At 40.0% G+C, this 16,638-nt stretch carries 12 protein-coding genes and 2 pseudogenes; 11 read left to right on the plus strand and 3 right to left on the minus strand.

Annotation, left to right across the window (positions count from 1 at the left end; all coding sequences use genetic code 11):
* Positions 1-34 precede the first annotated feature (34 nt).
* The 9 genes from cas10 (at position 35) to ACL6C3_RS13185 (ending at position 8,811) form a co-directional block, all read left to right on the plus strand.
* Positions 35-2,329 (plus strand): type III-B CRISPR-associated protein Cas10/Cmr2, encoded by a 2,295-nt coding sequence (gene cas10 / locus ACL6C3_RS13145; protein WP_413167613.1) that lies wholly within the window; start codon positions 35-37, stop codon positions 2,327-2,329.
* Entirely contained in the window at positions 2,326-3,054 is a 729-nt protein-coding gene (locus ACL6C3_RS13150) for an RAMP superfamily CRISPR-associated protein (RefSeq protein ID WP_413167614.1), read from the plus strand. The genes cas10 and ACL6C3_RS13150 overlap by 4 nt, the downstream gene beginning before the upstream one ends.
* Complete coding sequence (gene csx10, locus ACL6C3_RS13155; protein ID WP_413167616.1) at positions 3,051-4,271, plus strand: CRISPR-associated RAMP protein Csx10; 1,221 nt, start codon at positions 3,051-3,053, stop codon at positions 4,269-4,271. Before ACL6C3_RS13150 ends, csx10 begins: the two co-directional genes overlap by 4 nt.
* Complete coding sequence (locus ACL6C3_RS13160; protein WP_413167617.1) at positions 4,268-4,675, plus strand: hypothetical protein; 408 nt, start codon at positions 4,268-4,270, stop codon at positions 4,673-4,675. The genes csx10 and ACL6C3_RS13160 overlap by 4 nt, the downstream gene beginning before the upstream one ends.
* Positions 4,676-4,786: 111 nt before the next feature.
* Positions 4,787-5,668 carry a CRISPR-associated RAMP protein Csx7 gene (csx7, locus tag ACL6C3_RS13165; RefSeq protein ID WP_413167618.1) on the plus strand — a complete coding sequence of 294 codons (882 nt, stop codon included), beginning with the start codon at positions 4,787-4,789 and terminating at the stop codon, positions 5,666-5,668.
* A 41-nt stretch (positions 5,669-5,709) separates the two neighbouring features.
* Positions 5,710-6,672, plus strand: coding sequence for an RAMP superfamily CRISPR-associated protein (locus tag ACL6C3_RS13170; protein WP_413167619.1), 963 nt, complete (start codon positions 5,710-5,712; stop codon positions 6,670-6,672).
* Positions 6,669-7,118, plus strand: coding sequence for a hypothetical protein (locus ACL6C3_RS13175; protein ID WP_413167620.1), 450 nt, complete (start codon positions 6,669-6,671; stop codon positions 7,116-7,118). Before ACL6C3_RS13170 ends, ACL6C3_RS13175 begins: the two co-directional genes overlap by 4 nt.
* Positions 7,115-8,185, plus strand: coding sequence for an RAMP superfamily CRISPR-associated protein (locus ACL6C3_RS13180; protein ID WP_413167621.1), 1,071 nt, complete (start codon positions 7,115-7,117; stop codon positions 8,183-8,185). Before ACL6C3_RS13175 ends, ACL6C3_RS13180 begins: the two co-directional genes overlap by 4 nt.
* The gene (locus ACL6C3_RS13185) at positions 8,185-8,811 is read left to right on the plus strand and encodes a hypothetical protein (RefSeq protein ID WP_413167622.1); all 627 of its coding nucleotides are present in this window, start codon (positions 8,185-8,187) and stop codon (positions 8,809-8,811) included. The genes ACL6C3_RS13180 and ACL6C3_RS13185 overlap by 1 nt, the downstream gene beginning before the upstream one ends.
* 241 nt (positions 8,812-9,052) lie before the next feature.
* On the opposite strand, the gene ACL6C3_RS13190 is transcribed toward ACL6C3_RS13185, so the two are convergent.
* Complete coding sequence (locus ACL6C3_RS13190) at positions 9,053-9,250, minus strand: hypothetical protein (RefSeq protein WP_413167624.1); 198 nt, start codon at positions 9,248-9,250, stop codon at positions 9,053-9,055.
* 266 nt (positions 9,251-9,516) lie between these two features.
* Positions 9,517-9,693 (minus strand): annotated as a pseudogene (locus ACL6C3_RS13195) (cytochrome P450).
* A 484-nt stretch (positions 9,694-10,177) separates the two neighbouring features.
* Here ACL6C3_RS13195 and ACL6C3_RS13200 point away from each other — a divergent pair.
* Positions 10,178-10,459 (plus strand): sensor histidine kinase, encoded by a 282-nt coding sequence (locus ACL6C3_RS13200; protein ID WP_413167625.1) that lies wholly within the window; start codon positions 10,178-10,180, stop codon positions 10,457-10,459.
* 65 nt (positions 10,460-10,524) lie between these two features.
* Positions 10,525-15,973, plus strand: a pseudogene (locus ACL6C3_RS13205) (AAA family ATPase).
* A gap of 205 nt (positions 15,974-16,178) precedes the next feature.
* On the opposite strand, the gene ACL6C3_RS13210 reads toward ACL6C3_RS13205, so the two are convergent.
* A complete protein-coding gene (locus tag ACL6C3_RS13210) occupies positions 16,179-16,637 on the minus strand; it encodes a hypothetical protein (RefSeq protein ID WP_413167627.1) in 459 nt (152 codons plus the stop codon).
* Position 16,638: the final 1 nt, after the last annotated feature.

Consider the following 16,638-nt stretch of genomic DNA (forward strand, 5'->3'; position numbering starts at 1 on the left):
CGTCCAAAATTAACGTTTAATCAAGGGTGAAAACATGACAGATTCTTTACCAGATTTATCCGTTGGCATCGCTTGGTGTTTGGCATGGGGAGAAGAAATTAAGCCCCAGTTCAACCGGGAAATTTTACAGCAAATGCGAAAAGCGATGCTGGAAAATCAACAAATTCCGGAAGAAGTTCAATCCATCGTTGAAGGGGTGAGGGAATTAGAAGATCTAAAATTTCCCGACACTTTAGCCGAGTTAAAAAAATTAACCGAAGACTATTCAAGCCTTTGGAACTCTAAAATCGGTTTAATTTACGGGGGGGCAACCAAAATCAAACAATACGTGTTTGAAGCGTCAAAATTACCGGACGTTCGGGGAGGATCGGCACTATTAGATCGAATTAATTTAGTTGATTTGCCCGCCTTTTTTGGAAAACATCACAAAGACCAAAAATCCGTAAGTATTTCGCAGTGGTTAAGCGAACATTTCCCTGGTTTAGAAGCAGCTTTAATTCGTGAATTAATCATCTATTCAACGGGCGGAAATATCTTAGCGTTTTGTCCGGCTGCATTTGTCGATCACCTCTGTGATGCGATTGAAAAGCGTTATACCTGGGAAACTTTAACCGCTAATTCCTGTGCGGTTGGAGACTGTTTTAAGTTCCTTGAACTTCGTTTAGGTGTCCTTCCAGATACCATCGATGAAAACTGCTTTTGGCTGGAAAAATATCGTCAAAATCGAAATCATCACCTGCTAGAAGCCTATTACAGACAGCCAGATGTTAGCGACCCAAAAGAAGAATTTAAAAACCGCAAAAGCTTTAACGAACTGGTCACAAAACTGGCGATTAAATTCAATCAGCGACGCAGTGGAAATCACACGGAAAACCGTCCGAGTCGCCGTTATCCGCCAATGTTTGAAACCCATCCTTATTTAGTTCGAGATGAAAGCGGTCGGCGTTCAGCCATTGCTAAAATTGATGAAATTGCAAGTCAACCGCTTGTATCAGAAGCATTAGTTCGGAAAAAAATTGTGGGTCAAATTGCTAAAGATGAAACTTTAAAAGATGATTTACCCCCTTGGTTTACAGAACTTGAATTGGGATGGCAACCGACAGGTATTAAAATTAAAAGTTGGGTGGCGGAATTTAAAGACTATCTAGAAAAAGAAGAGAACAGCCAACAGAAGGATAAATATTATTCGGAATGTCGTGATCCTAAATGTTACCAGCCTAAAGAAGCCGGAACTGTTCGAGAATTAGGGAATGTTTGCAACGGTTTTATTGCCTATATCTACGCCGATGGTAATAACATGGGAGGTTATATCCAGAAAGAAGTTAAAACCCCCCAAGATTACCAAAAATTTAGCCAAGATATTTTAAAAGCGACAGAGAAAGCGGTTTATTATGCTTTGTCCGAACATCTTCGACCCCATCAGTTAAAAAACTTAACCGATCCGGATATTGAAAACAAAAATGGAGACTGGATTCATCCCTTTGAAATTATTACGATTGGCGGAGATGATGTTTTTCTAATTGTTCCGGCGAATAAAGCGTTAGAAGTTGCCAAAACATTGGGTGAAGAATTTGAGAAAGAACTGCTGAAAGCAAGCGGTTATAATTCCGATCAAACCTACAGTTCTAAAAAAGTGCATCGTTGTCACGGTGATAATCTTCCAACCGGAAATAATCAATGTGAACTCAGTATGTCAACGGGAGTTTTGATTACCGCTGAAAAAACACCGATTTACTATGCTGAGAAGTTAACCAATCAACTGCTAAAATCTGCTAAAGAACGTGCTAAAGTGTTGCGAAAACAAGGATACTATGGGGGAACCATAGACTTTTTAACTATGAAGTCAGTCACAATGATTGCATCCAGTATTAAAGAGTTTCGAGAACAAGGGTTAACAAAAGAAGTTGGGACACAAAAACTAAGACTCTATGCAGCAGCTTACACTTTACATGAAATTGGAGGACTTTTGAAAGCCGTTCAAGCTTTGCAGGATGCAAATTTTCCACGATCGCAACTTTACCAAATTCGCAGTTTACTTGAACGAGGAAAACGCACCGCAATTCTAAATTATCGTTATTTTAGTTCGCGTTTAACTCAAGGAAAAGATGCACTAAAACAAGACTTTGAAGAGGTTTGGTGTTCGGCGAAAACAAATGATGGAATTATAGCGCCCTGGATGTACGAAGATGGAAAACGCGATCCGGAAAAGCCAGAAAACCCCTATTATGAAACAATTTGGCGGGATTTAGTAGACCTATTTTATTTCAGTGAAAAAACAAATACTGACTCATCAAAACCATCTGAACAAACAACTGAGGCGAATCAATGATATCTCTAGAAAACTTCAATTTATCGATAGAATCCCACACAATTACCGCAACTCTTGACACCGCTTTGTGCGTGGGTGCGGGAGGTTCATCGGGTTCTTTGGCGGATAAACCCATTCTTCGCAATACAGAAGGAAATTTACTCATTCCCGCATCTCAAATTAAAGGTCGTTTGCGACATGAATGCGAGAAAATAACAAGGGGTTTAGGTTGGGGTATTTGTCAATCTCCTACACCGAATACCATGTGTCCTCACCGAGAGGGTTTATCGGAAAACGACAAACAAAAATTTCATCGCGATGAATATAAAATAGATGAAAATTATCACTGTTTAATCTGTCAAATATTCGGAAATCCTAGCTTACCGTCTCGGGTTTTATTTGACGATTTTATTTGTACAGAAGACCCCAAAAATCTGCCGGAAGTGTTGCGTCCAGGCGTAACGATTAACCGCCGTCGTCGAACCGCAGAAGAACAAAAACTTTACTTTTTAGAAACCTCCCCCGTCAACGCCAAATTACAATTCACAGGTCAGATTCATTTCTTACCAAATTGTCGAAATTATGCGAAAATATTAATCGTTGCGGGATTGCATCATATTCAGGCGTTGGGTGGAAGTAAATCCGCAGGGTTGGGTTGGTTAACTTGGGAGTTGGGAGAAGAACTTTCTACAATTTCCGCAGATAATTCAGCTTGGGAGTTTCTCGCCAAAGGAGTACAAAAATGAATCGAATCCAGCTTGAAATCGAAGCGTTATCTCCCCTTGCAATTGGCCGTCATAAACCGGGTGGTTCTCTTAGTGAATCCCAAGATTATATTCCCGGTTCTGTTATCCGAGGTGCGTTTGCTTCAGTCTTGTTAAAACCCAATCAAAACCCCGAACCGAACGATGATTTTCACGCCCTATTCTTGAATGAAAACTCTGCCATTTTTCAAAATGCTTATCCAGCCAATCCACCTAAAAATAATGCAAAAATTGATACAGTTTTAGTCCTTCCTGCAACCGTTCTCAGTTCCAAAGCGAAGCCTGGTTTTAAAGATAAAGGAAATGGGGTGTTTGATACTTTAATTGATCGTTTTTGTGCGGAAGATTATGGTCAACTGTACGATCCAAATTGTCCAAAAGATTATGATCGAGTTGATAATTTTAGCGGATTTTATTGTAAAATATATGATAAGTATCATCCACTCTCAGCGAACAAACGTCTGTTAACGCGAGTTGGAATAAACCGAAAACGGGCTACTGCTGAGGAATCGATTCTCTACAGTATTGAGGTGTTAAACGAATCGCAACCGAAGAATAAAAAACCGTCAATTTATCGGGGTGCGATTGTCGTACCCGATGGAGAACTAGCTGGAAAGTTACTTGGTTTTATTAATAACCACAGCGAATCATTTCGTTTGGGGGGTTCAACTTCGCGGGGGTTAGGGAAAGTTAAAATTCGGGCTGAGTTACGAGAAAATTTAGGTTCAGTTAAGGAGCGAATTAAACAATTTAATGCTAAACTAAAAGAAAGATGGCAAGTCTGGGGAAGTTTTTTTAGTCCGGCATCAAAAAAGTATTTGCAAGAGCGAACCTACTTCACACTCGACCTTCAATCCGATGCCATCTTAACCGAACATTGGCGGCGAACAACCGTTATTTCAGAAGCAATGCTGAAAGAATTTGCAGGAATGGAAGATTCATCTCTTCAGCTAGAAGTCGCCTATAGCAGTTATGACTATCATTCGGGTTGGAATTCAGCTTGGGGGTTAATGAAAGACGTTGAGTTAGTCACGAATAAAGGAGGGGTTTATCTGTTTAGTACAACTCAATATAAAACTTGGTATCCAGCTTTAGAAAAATTAGAAAATAAGGGGGTAGGAGAACGAACAAACGAAGGGTTTGGACAGATACAAATTTGTAATGAGTTTCATTTAGTATTTCGGGAGGAAGCTGTATGACTCTATCAGCAGATCAAAGGACTCAGTTAAAAGTTCAAAAAGCAATTCTGCAAGTTGAAGATCATCTTGTCACCTGGATTCAAGATGCTTTGGATCAAACAAACTACGGAGATTTAGAAGAATCTCAATTTCGGAATTTAGTGCGTGTTGCAGACACCACAGAAAGTCCAGAAGTGATTAAAAACTTTCTTCGCTATCAGGTAGGACGGGATAAAAAATGGGGACGAGGAAACAACTCTCTAGCCGAAAAAATTATTCAAAACATTGACAGTGATATTCGGCAAGCTGCCCAAAAAATTGCCGATGAATGTGAAACCAATCTCAAACCAATTTGGATAGAACTTATTCGCCGCTATTTGGGTTATGGCGCTCGTCATCTCAAGTATTTGCGAGATGGAAAATAACCCGTTATGGACAGCTTACCCGTTTTAAATTTGCTACAAAATTGGCTAATTTATGTACAATATGTTTTTAGTTGCTTCAGGTTGAATTAATATCAATCGGGATAGAATATTATGTTTGACACGTTTAAAAATAGACTCGAAATCACCGGAAAACTGACTACAATTACCGCATTACGCATTAGTGCGGGACGTTCCACCGAACCCATTGGATCGGATTTACCCGTGATTAAAGATGCGTTAGGACAGCCTTTTATTCCGGGTTCTAGCTTCAAAGGAGCATTGCGATCACGTCTTGAAAGTTTCTTGCGAGGAATCTTAGGAAGTAACCGTAAATTAGTGGGAAATCCGAGTATAAATGATGAATGGTCGCTCACTGCTAAAGAATTGGCAGACTTCAAAATGAACGAACTTCAGAATGTGAACTCGCTCGAAAAAGAAAATAAATTACATGATTATATCATCAAAAATACGGACTTAATTTCTAGTTTGTTTGGTTCTCCTTGGATAGCGAGTAAATTTCAAGTCCGAGATTTAACTGTTGATACTAACACTTGGTTTAATCAATATCAAGAACGGGATGGAGTAGCGATAGATAGAGATACAGAAACCGCATCCGAAGGCAAACTTTATGATTATCAAGTCGTACCAGGCGGAACGGATTTTGAGTTTAAAGCAGTTGTAGAAAATGCAGAAAATTGGGAATTGGGTTTATTAATGATTGGTTTGCATCAGTTTGAAACCGAACAAATTCCCTTGGGTGGCGGACGTTCTCGCGGCTTGGGTGTGGTTCGTTTAGATATTGATAAAATGCGTTGGGTTGATGTTGATAATCACCCCGAATTTTTGTTAGAATATCTCCAAAAAATTATCAGAAACGATCCGACTGCCTACGAAGATGCTTCAGACTATAAAGATGAATGGGTTAAAAAGCTGATTGAACATCTCAATACAAAAATACCTCAGCCTACTGACGCTGAAAATGCAGTTGAATAAAACTGAGACTAGAATAAATTAAAATTAATTCAGCCAGTAAAATGCACAAAAAATTAGTCAACCATTGCACAATCAATTTAACGATTATTCCAGACGGGCCGATTTTAATTAAATCGGGAAAAGAAGGCGCAGACCCGACAAAACCCGATATGGAATTTGTGGAAACTTACCACACAGGCGGACGTTCAATTTATCTTCCGGGGAGTTCTTTAAAAGGTGCGATTCGCGCTCACGCTGAACGCATTGTCAGAACTGTTGGACGAGAAACAAACTCCGATAGTTCAAGTTTTCCCTGGGCGAATGATCCGTTAAATGATAAGTATGATTATCTCAAAACTAAAAATCTATCCAGTTGCGATATTTACAAACTTTCTTCTTTCACGGATAAAATGTTTGGAAATACTTCAATAGCCAGTCGAGTTAGAATTGAAGATGCTTACCCAAAAGATAAAACTCAACTCAAAATAGAAGAACGGAACGGTGTCGCAATTGATCGCGTTTTCGGTTCGGTTGCTGTCGGCCCATTTAACTATCAAGTTTGTACATCTGGAGAATTTAAAACTAAAATTCACCTGAAGAATTTTACCCTCGCTCAGTTGGGTTTAATGGGTTTAGTGTTGCGAGACTTGAATGATGGTTGGTTTGGTTTGGGGTTTGCAAAATCTCGCGGCTTGGGGACGGTTTCAGTACAATATAATAAAGCTATTGTTCAGTATCCAGGTTGCATTTTAACGAAGGATAATCAGCCAATTAGCCTTCTCGGAAGTGAGAAAAAATGGAAAAATACAATGTTATTAGGTGCGGGTGAATTTCTGGAGAGTAAAGAAGCAGAATGCTATGGTTTTCCTATACCCGACCATCAAGAAACACCTGTGGCTGCTCAACTAATGGATTTAGGATTTGGGGTAGAATTAACCTTCTCAGGAGAAGAACAGGTGAAAGATTTATTTACTCGCTCAGTTAAAGCTTGGAGAAAACTGTTACAGCCAGGAGGAACCCGATGAGTTTTGTTGGTTCTAAAAAGATTGACTCCGTTGATGAGTTGAAAGAGTTGTTAACTCAAAATGCCAACTCTAGTAGTTATTACTTTCTGCGTTGGGTTGACAAAGTAAGCGGTATTAAAGAATTACGCTCAAATTTTGAACAAAATCCTAGTCCAGAAGGACAGATGTTCAACTCAAAGTTAGAACTGCGTTGGAAACGAAAAGGTTCCGGTTTTGAAGTTTTGCTGTTAACTGAAGGTGATTCTCTACTAGAATTTAAACCTCTTGAGAAGGATTGTGAATGGGAAACGGAAGTGCGAAAAGCTTGTTTATATCAGCAAACTGAAACCCGCTTTCCAAATCGTTTTCACTATCCCGATAATTTGAAGATTGCTCAACGTTATTTCAAAAACAAAGCCACTTCAACTGTACACTTTATCGCTCTAACTATTCAGGATAAACAATGACAAATCGCCCTATCAAAAAGCCAAACCGACCCAACTCACCTAAGCAACCTCCCTCTACAAATTATAATGATGGCGTTAATACTTCCAAACCCTATCGATTAATTTCTTTCCCTGAAAACCGCCCCAATTTGCAGCGACCCGCAGGACATCATAAATTTTTCAAGGATCGAATTCATGGAACTTTAGAACTCAAACTAACCGTTAAAACTGCGGTTCATGTTTCAACGGGTATCGTAGCGATGGGAAGTGATTTGAATACTAGAATTCCCTTAATTAAAACGATGGTTCAAGATGTCGAGCAAAAACTTTCGATTCAAGGAAGTTCGTTAAAAGGGTGCGTTCGAGCCGTTTATGAAGCGATTACAAATAGCACGTTAGCAGTCATTACTCGAAACTATAAAGATAAAATTCCACCCGAACGTTTACCCTGTAGAAATAAAGCTCAACTGTGTCCCGCCAGTCAAGTTTTTGGGGCGTTAGATTGGCAGGGGTTAATAGAATTTAATGATGCAAAATGCGAAAATCATAACTTTGCAACGGGGTTTATGCCGTCTCTTTATCGTCCTCGACCCGACGAACGAACCGCCTATTTTAAAGGGGGTAAAGTTGCAGGACGTAAGTTTTATTATCATACCATTCGAGCCATTGATAAAGGTCAAAATCAAGGAATTTCTGTTCAGCAGGCGGCGAAAGAATATACTTTTATAACTCAAATTCGCTTTAAAAATTTAACATCTGCCGAACTGGGAACTTTATTGATTTCTCTCGGACAAGATGAAAAATATCCAATGGCGTTAAAAGTGGGGGGCGGTAAACCCATCGGAATGGGAACAATGATCGTTGAAATAACCGCAGCAAAGGTTTTAGAAAGTCAGAACGATTTGCTGAATCGCTATTCTAACTTTGAAGCTTCAGAAACCGAAAAAACGGGCGAAGAATTAAAGCAGTTTATTCGAGAAAAGATTCAATCTGCTCACTCTAACTTGATTCAAACTCCCCAACTTCAACAACTCGCTGAAGTTTTACGCTATCCAACAGACCGCGAACCCCCAGAAGGAATGTACTAATGTTTAATACCGACTCCCTAACAGAAAATCAGTGGAAAACTGCTCACGCCATCGCCCAAACTTTAGTTTTAGAAGATGCAGATGTTAATGAACTCAGAAAAGCCATTTCCTATCTCAGAAATTATGTGAGTCCCAATCAATCGGGACGGAAGTTTTTTGACTACCTAAAAACTTTAACTAAAAATGGTCGAAGTATTGGTCACAGCAACAAAACTTCCAGATATTATGAAACAATAGAAACAACTTCTACCGAATACCTCAAAGCCTACGAAGATGATGCAATAGTAATGTTACAGATTCTCGGTTGGGCGGCTCGTTTAATGCAGTATTACAAAAATTCGGGGCCAATTGGAGAAATTTCTCCACCCGTTATTGAGTCCGCACGCCAAGCAGAAATTGCCGAGGCTGTCGCATCGCAAGAGTTTAAAATTGGTCAAGTTTTGGATGCAATTGTCACTCGTATTAAAGGAAATGAGGTAACTTGTCAAATTATGCTAACGACTCAGAAGTTATCACCGAAAGAACCCAAAAAAGCAAGTTCTCTATCTGAAGGGCAAAACGTTCAGGTTGAAATTGTTGCTTTAAAAGAAGATGGTAAAATTAAAAAGGTGAAACTTGCTGATTAAGAGACTCGGATAAAGGTTTGATCTGAAAACAAAGTCTTTTGACGTTACTTTACTTGAACTTAACAGAATTGCAAGATTCATTAGGAATAACGCCAGATCATATGGTACATGATATTGATATTCTATCTGTTTTTTCCCATACAAACAGCCGAACAGACTAATGCTATTTCTTGATATAGCCTTTGTCGTGCAGATGAGGTGAGTAACTTGTAGGGGTGCAAGGCTTGCACCCTTTCATTCGTTAACTGGGATTCAATTTGGCGATCGCGATGTGATTTTCATTTTGGCTGATGTAGGCTTCTACTTTCTTGCGATGCTGAATGGCCTTGACAAAATCCTTCCGTTTTGTTAAGTTAAAATGCTGTAATTTTTCACCCAACAAATCGAACTCTTTCGCCCGCCGATCTTCTCGGGGGCGGCTGTTAGGAAGTTTCGCCAAAAACTCGCCGACTGTTCGCCGGTCTTCCGGGTTTAAACAATTCCAGCGATCGCGTTTAGAAAACTCTTCGACCGCTTGCAGGCGGCGGCGAACGAGTAGATTTTCTCTCCTTGGGATTCTTGGGAATTGAAAGGTTTACAAAATTGCGACATTAATTGATCTAGAAAAGTTTCAATCCCTCCTTGGGATTCTTGGGAATTGAAAGTAAAAATATCGCCTCCCTGTTGATTGTTATTCCGAATAAACTCCTAAGGACTCTATTGGCGTTACCCACATCTTTCGGGTTGAAATTGTTTGCAATTCGGATACAAATCTTCTCGGTGATGGCTCGAATAAATACAATAAACGAACGGGGTACCCGCCGGAAATTGACGACCCCTGATTTATAAATTATAGTTGGAAATTCGGGCAAAAGCAATCGGTAAAATTGGATAAAGTCGCAAGCTTTCCTGAAAAACCGCCGTTAAATAGGGGAGGCGTTCAATAATTGATAATTAATAATTAATAATGGATAATGGATAATGGATAATGGATAATGGATAATGGATAATGGATAATTACCTCGACCATTATGTATAGGATTGATCGGGAGGGAATAATTTTTCTTTTTTCTCCTTGAAAGGAGAGGTCTTCAACCTGATTAATTAATGATCAATTCTCAATTGTCAATTATCCATTGATAAATTTCTATGGGTCGGGATTTTTTACGAAACTCTCAATTTATTGGCTGAGTTTTTATTTGATATCGTATAATTATGACTCTCAAACCTCGCCTAAAAGCGAAGGAAAAACGCCCCAAAATCAGAGCGATTAAAAAATGGGGGGTTCGGCCTCAAATTTCATGTTATGCCGGACATTGAGCGGGTATTTATGAATGGTTTTAGCGGGGGGATTGATCCGCGATCATAAGGTAGTGAAGGAAAGAGTTTGGATGAGATTAAAGCAAATTTTAACCCGATTCCCGTGACAATATTGAAAAATAATCGGGTGAAAATCTCCATTGCTGATCACGGTAAAGAAATGAGTGAAGAGGTTAAAGCCAAAATATTCGGTCGCCTGTTTACCACAAAAGCCGTCGGAAAAGGTACCGGATTGGGGTTGGCGATCGCCAGACAAATTGTAGTAGAAAAACATGGCGGTTCGATTCAGGTTAATTCTATACTAGGAGAAGGAACAAAATTTATTATTACTTTACCTAAAGAAGCCTAAAGAAAAGTTAAATTCTCTTGACATCGAAAACACACAGACTCATCAACCTTGAAACCTCGACGACCATGAACAACCCCACTCAAAACCCCAACCCCAATACAACGATTACAATTCCCAACTATCAAGTCACCGAAACCGTTTATTCTGGGAGTCGGACAATAGTTTATCGGGCTATTCGTACCCCCGATCAATTACCTGTAGTGATCAAGTTGCTGAAAAATCCCTATCCCACCTTCGGGGAACTGGTACAATTTCGCAATCAGTATACTATTGCTAAAAATCTCAACTCACCGCTAATTATCAAAACCTATAGCCTAGAATCCTACCAAAATAGTTATGCCCTTGGTCTTGGAAGATTTTGGAGGAATTTCGCTTCATCAATGGGGAATAAAACGGAAAAAAATGCCCTCATTGACGGAATTTTTGGAAGTGGCAATTACCCTGTGCAACGCCTTAGAAATACTGTATCGCGAACGCATTATTCATAAAGATATAAAACCCAGTAATATTTTAATTAATCCAGAAACCAAACAAGTTAAATTAATCGACTTTAGTATCGCATCTTTACTCCCCCGAGAAACAAAAACTCTGCTCAATCCTAATGTCTTAGAAGGGACACTCTCTTACATTTCTCCAGAACAAACAGGCAGAATGAATCGTGGGATAGACTATCGCACAGACTTCTATTCACTCGGTGTGACCTTCTATGAATTACTCACAGGACAGTTACCTTTTGCATCAAACGACCCAATGGAATTGGTGCATTGTCATATTGCTAAAATGCCTCCCGAGTTAGGTGATAGGGGACAGGGGACAGTTGACAGGGAAGGGATTCCTCCAATTTTATCACATATTGTGATGAAATTAATGGCAAAAAATGCTGAAGACCGCTATCAAAGTGCATTGGGGTTAAAATTTGATCTCGAAAAATGTTTAACTCAACTTCAACAAACTGGGGAAATACAGAGTTTTGAAATCGCACAAAGAGATTTAAGCGATCGCTTTATTATCCCGGACAAACTTTATGGACGAGAAACCGAAGTATCAACCCTGCTTCAAGCATTTGGACGAGTCGCCAATGGTGCATCCGAGCTAATGCTAGTCACGGGCTTTTCAGGAATTGGTAAAACGGCAATTGTCAATGAAGTTCATAAACCCATTGTGCGATCAAAAGGTTATTTTATCAAGGGAAAATACGATCAGTTTCAACGCAACATCCCGTTTTCTGGATTAGTACAAGCATTCCGCGATTTGATGGGGCAATTGCTGAGTGAAAGCGATGCTCAGTTAGAACAGTGGAAAGCAAAAATTCTGTCTGCTTTGGGTGAAAATGGGCAAGTTTTGATCGAGGTAATTCCCGAATTGGAAGCAATTATTGGCACACAACCGGATGCGATCGAACTGACAGGTAGTGCGGCACAAAATCGCTTCAATTTACTGTTTGTGAAGTTTATTCAAGTCTTTGCCACACCAGAGCATCCCTTAGTCATGTTTCTGGACGATTTACAGTGGGCAGATTCAGCATCTCTCAATTTGATCAAGTTATTAATGAGTCAAGCCGAGGGCAGCTATCTGTTGATTATTGGTGCTTACCGCGATAACGAAGTTTTTCCCACTCATCTGCTGATATTAACATTAGAGGAAATCCAAAAAAACAAGGCAACTGTTAATACAATAGCACTCACACCCTTAAGTCAATCAGACGTGAATCATCTGATTGCCGATACTTTCATTTGTCAGTTTGATCGCGCACTGCCGTTAACAGAGTTAGTCTATCAAAAAGCCAAGGGCAATCCGTTTTTCACGACACAGTTTCTCAAGGCATTGTATGAGGATGGATTGATTGCCTTTGACTGGCAAACAGGCTCCTGGCAATGCGATGTTGCACGAGTGCGATTGCTGACACTTAGCGATAATGTCGTCGAATTCATGGCATTACAGCTACAAAAATTATCTCCAGAAACGCAAAACATTTTGAAACTCGCCGCTTGTATTGGCAACCAATTTGATTTAGCAACTCTGGCGATTATTTCCGAACAATCGGAAATAGAAACGGCAACAGCATTGTGGAAAGCTTTGCAAGAAGAATTCATTTTACCGCAGAGCGAAATCTACAAATTTTATCAAAACTCAGAACTCGACACCCAACATTCAACCGCCAACAGTCAACACTGTTACTATAAGTTTCTGCACGATAGAATTCAACAAGCCGCCTACTTTTTAATTCCCGAACAGCAAAGGCAGATTACTCACTTAAAAATAGGTCGCCTGCTCTTAGAAAAAACCGATCCAAAAAACCGGGATGAGAAGATTTTTACCATTCTCAATCAGATTAATTACGGGGTGAATTTACTGCAAGAAGAATCCGAACGCGAATTGATTGCCAGACTCAACTTAAAAGCATCTCAAAAAGCTAAAGCTTCTACAGCTTATGAAGCAGCACTCAAGTATTTGAATACAGGCAAGATGTTGTTATCAAGTGAAAGTTGGGAGACCAACTACAAACTGACACATCATCTTTATACCAGTCTTGCCGAAGCCGAATATCTGAATGGCAACTACAAGCAAGCGGAAGAATTGATTGCTTTTACCCTCAAAAAATCAGCCTCGCTCTTAGATCGCGTACCCGTATATCGCGTTCAATTACAGTTGTACAACGTACAATCTATGTATGATGAAGTTTTTAATGTTGGGCTATTCTGTCTGCAAGAACTGAACGTCAATTTAGAACCCAATCCCCCCCAAAAAGAGGAACTTAAAATTGAGAAGTTAAGCAATCTTCCTCTGATGACCGATCCGTATAAAGAAGCAGCAATGGAATTTTTGATGGCTTTAACCGCTCCTGCTTATGTGCAGCGGCCTGAATTAATGACATCAATTATTAACACCTTTCTGCATCTCTCCATTCGATACGGTAATTCTAAATATTCACCCTATGGTTATTCTCTTTATGGAATGCTTCTTTGTGCGACAATGGAAGATATCGAGGGGGGCTATCAATTGGGTCAAATGTCCGTCGATATCATAGAAAAAGTCGGTGCTAAAATCTGTACGGCGAAGATTTTGAACATCTTTGGAAACTGCATTCGACACTGGAAAAAACTAGCCCGAGAAAATATAGATTTAGCCATTGGCGTACAGGGATTTTTGAGTGGCTTAGAAACGGGAGATATAGAGAATGGGGGATATTCAATCCTTCATTATTGCGTGAGTCTGTTGTTTCTGGGGATGCCGTTGTCAGAACTGGAGAAGAAAGTTAAGGATTATTTACAAAGCCTTACCCAACTCAAACATAAATATGCAACAACCATTCTTGAGATCAATCTTCAGACGATTTTGAACTTCCAGGAAAAGAACTTATTTCATTTGACCTCGCCGGAATACTTGCAAGAAAATGCTCGATTAGAGTCCGAGCTAATCACCACGAAAAATATCACGACCCTGTTTATTTTTTCTGTTCTGTCAGGCTTTTTTGAATACTCAATGGGTCAATATCAAGCGGCCGTTAATCACCTGAAATTAGCAGGAGATCATATTGCCAATGCACCGGGTTTGCTGGCGGTCAGCGAACAGAACTTCTACTATTCACTTGCTTTGCTCGCTCAATATCCGGAATCTTCAGAAAGTCAGCAGATAGAGTGCTTAAAAATAGTGGATGCTAACCAGCAAGTTAGGAAAATTTGGGTTGATCATGCGCCGGAAAATTTTCGACATCAATATGAGCTAATAGAAGCAGAAAAAGCCAGCAAACTCAAGCAAACTTGGCAAGCGGCTGAGTATTACGATCGCGCCATTGCGGGAGCCAAAACCAACGGTTATATTCAAGTAGAAGCATTGGCTAACGAACTGGCGACAAACTTCTATATAGAATGGGATAAACAGCGCATAGCCCAAGAATACATCATTCAAGCCTACTACGCTTATGCTCGTTGGGGAGCAACAGCCAAAGTCGCCGACTTGGAAAAACGCTATCCCCAACTGCTGGCTCCCATATTACAGCAAACCCGTTCGACCCTTTCCACTCGCGAAACGGTCTTCGCCTTGGGAAGTGTTACATCCACATCCGCCACTTCTAACAGCAGTGTTTCTGTGGCTTTGGATTTAGCCGCTATTCTCAAAGCTTCCCAAACGATCTCCAGCGAAATTGAACTCGAAAAACTCCTGTCATCATTACTTTCAATCGTTATCGAAAATGCGGGGGCTGATAAATGCGTGTTAATGTTGATACGAGACAGTCGCCTGTTTATAAAAGGGTTAATGACTGTGGGAACAGAACCAGTGGTATTACAGCGTATTCCTGTTGAAGAAAGTCAGGAGATTCCCTTAAAATTGATCTACAAAGTTAAGCATAATTTGCAGACTGTTGTTTTGGGAGATGGGACAGCAGAACCGAGCTTAACCAACGACCCCTATATTATCCGTCAGCAGCCTAAAAGTATTTTGTGCAGTCCGATTTTATATCAGGGTAAGTTGATGGGCATTTTATATCTAGAAAATAATTTAGCAACGGGAGCGTTTACCAGCGATCGTGTCGAACTGCTCAATTTACTTTGCGCTCAAGCCGCAATTTCTATAGAAAATGCCCGACTTTATGAGCGTTCGCAGCAATATTCCCAACAGTTAGAACAGGCATTACAGAACTTGCAAAATGCCCAATTACAACTTGTCCAAAGTGAAAAAATGTCCGCTTTGGGTAATTTAGTTGCAGGAATCGGCCATGAAATCAATAATCCTTTGGGTTTTATTGCTGGCAGTATCGATCTATTTAAACCTTGTTTTGCCGAGATTATTGAACACTTAAAACTGTATCAAGAAAGCCTCCCCAATCCCGGCGATCAAATCAAAGACCATGCGATAAAAATAGACTTAGAGGGGAGTTTAGAAGACTTACCCGAACTGATTGATTCGATGAAGATGGCTTGCAATCGCCTCATAAATCTTAGCACTTCTCTGCGAACATTTTCACGCGCCGATCAAGATTATCAAGTCCCGTTTAATATCCACGAAGGAATTGATAGCACTTTGTTAATTCTCAAACATCGTCTCAAAGCCAATCCAAAACACCCGGAAATTGAAGTGATTACCCACTACGGTAACTTACCTAAAGTACAATGTTTTCCTGGGCAACTCAATCAGGTCTTTATGAATATTCTCGCCAATGCAATTGATGCCATAGAAGAATCTAATACGGGTCGCTGTTTTGCTGAAATCAAAGCTAATCCTAACCGCATTACCATTCAAACCTTATTAGAAAATCAAAGCGTAAAAATTAGCATAGCCGATAATGGTAACGGGATGAGTGAAGAAGTCAAAGAAAAGATTTTTGAGCATTTATTTACAACGAAACCCGTCGGGAAAGGAACCGGATTGGGGTTGGCGATCGCCAGACAAATTGTAGTAGAAAAACATCAAGGGAGCATCAGCGTTCATTCAGAAATGGGTGTCGGAACAGAATTTACAATCTCCCTACCCGTGAAATCGTCAAATCAAAATCCCAGAAATTATTTAATATAGGAGAAACCAGTTACAAATCTTATAGGTTCGCACATAAGCTGCTAATTTCCGGACAAAAAAATCAGCTATTCTGAAGGCTTTATCTCTACTTTTTAACCTGTAAAGATCTAAAAGTCGCTCGTGAATCGCATTAACTAAAACCGACCCAGAAGATGCGATCGCGATTGTTAGATTGATTCGTGATTTTTACCCAGGGGGGGATTGACTAGGGAAAAGAGAGTTGAAAAACCATCCATCCCAGACTGAAAGCTGTTCCCGTTACAGCAACTAAACTCAAACAAGCTTGTTTGTCATTCCAACCCATTCTCTGTAACTTTTGACGAGTTAAACCCAGAATAACAATAAATAAAATAGCGAAAAACCAGAGTAAAATCATAAGAATAGCCCACAACGGAGCATTTTTTTTCGGAAGATAACCCCCTAAAAATATCGGCCAGGTTTTTCGGAGTACCGCAGTAAATACCACCCCCAAAACCCAAGCATTCGCCAGTAAAATCGCTTCAATTCCTGCGGTTGATAAATGCAAAATTACCGCAATTGTTCCCAACCAAACCCCCCAAGACGCCCCAAACGCCGTAAAAATCCAGCCCACACCCGTATAGCCGAATAACAAGGTCAAAAAATACAACCCAATTTTAGGATTAATTTTAAACAACGGTTTCACA

This window comes from Capilliphycus salinus ALCB114379, from assembly GCF_047276495.1.
In the GTDB taxonomy this organism is placed as follows: Bacteria; Cyanobacteriota; Cyanobacteriia; order Cyanobacteriales; family Microcoleaceae; genus Capilliphycus; species Capilliphycus salinus.

What these genes read in the sequence shown, in the direction of transcription:
- cas10 (WP_413167613.1), top strand. Translation starts at nt 35, where the DNA reads ATGACAGATTCTTTACCAGATTTATCCGTTGGCATCGCTTGGTGTTTG.
- ACL6C3_RS13150 (WP_413167614.1), top strand. Translation starts at nt 2,326, where the DNA reads ATGATATCTCTAGAAAACTTCAATTTATCGATAGAATCCCACACAATT.
- csx10 (WP_413167616.1), top strand. Translation starts at nt 3,051, where the DNA reads ATGAATCGAATCCAGCTTGAAATCGAAGCGTTATCTCCCCTTGCAATT.
- ACL6C3_RS13160 (WP_413167617.1), top strand. Translation starts at nt 4,268, where the DNA reads ATGACTCTATCAGCAGATCAAAGGACTCAGTTAAAAGTTCAAAAAGCA.
- csx7 (WP_413167618.1), top strand. Translation starts at nt 4,787, where the DNA reads ATGTTTGACACGTTTAAAAATAGACTCGAAATCACCGGAAAACTGACT.
- ACL6C3_RS13170 (WP_413167619.1), top strand. Translation starts at nt 5,710, where the DNA reads ATGCACAAAAAATTAGTCAACCATTGCACAATCAATTTAACGATTATT.
- ACL6C3_RS13175 (WP_413167620.1), top strand. Translation starts at nt 6,669, where the DNA reads ATGAGTTTTGTTGGTTCTAAAAAGATTGACTCCGTTGATGAGTTGAAA.
- ACL6C3_RS13180 (WP_413167621.1), top strand. Translation starts at nt 7,115, where the DNA reads ATGACAAATCGCCCTATCAAAAAGCCAAACCGACCCAACTCACCTAAG.
- ACL6C3_RS13185 (WP_413167622.1), top strand. Translation starts at nt 8,185, where the DNA reads ATGTTTAATACCGACTCCCTAACAGAAAATCAGTGGAAAACTGCTCAC.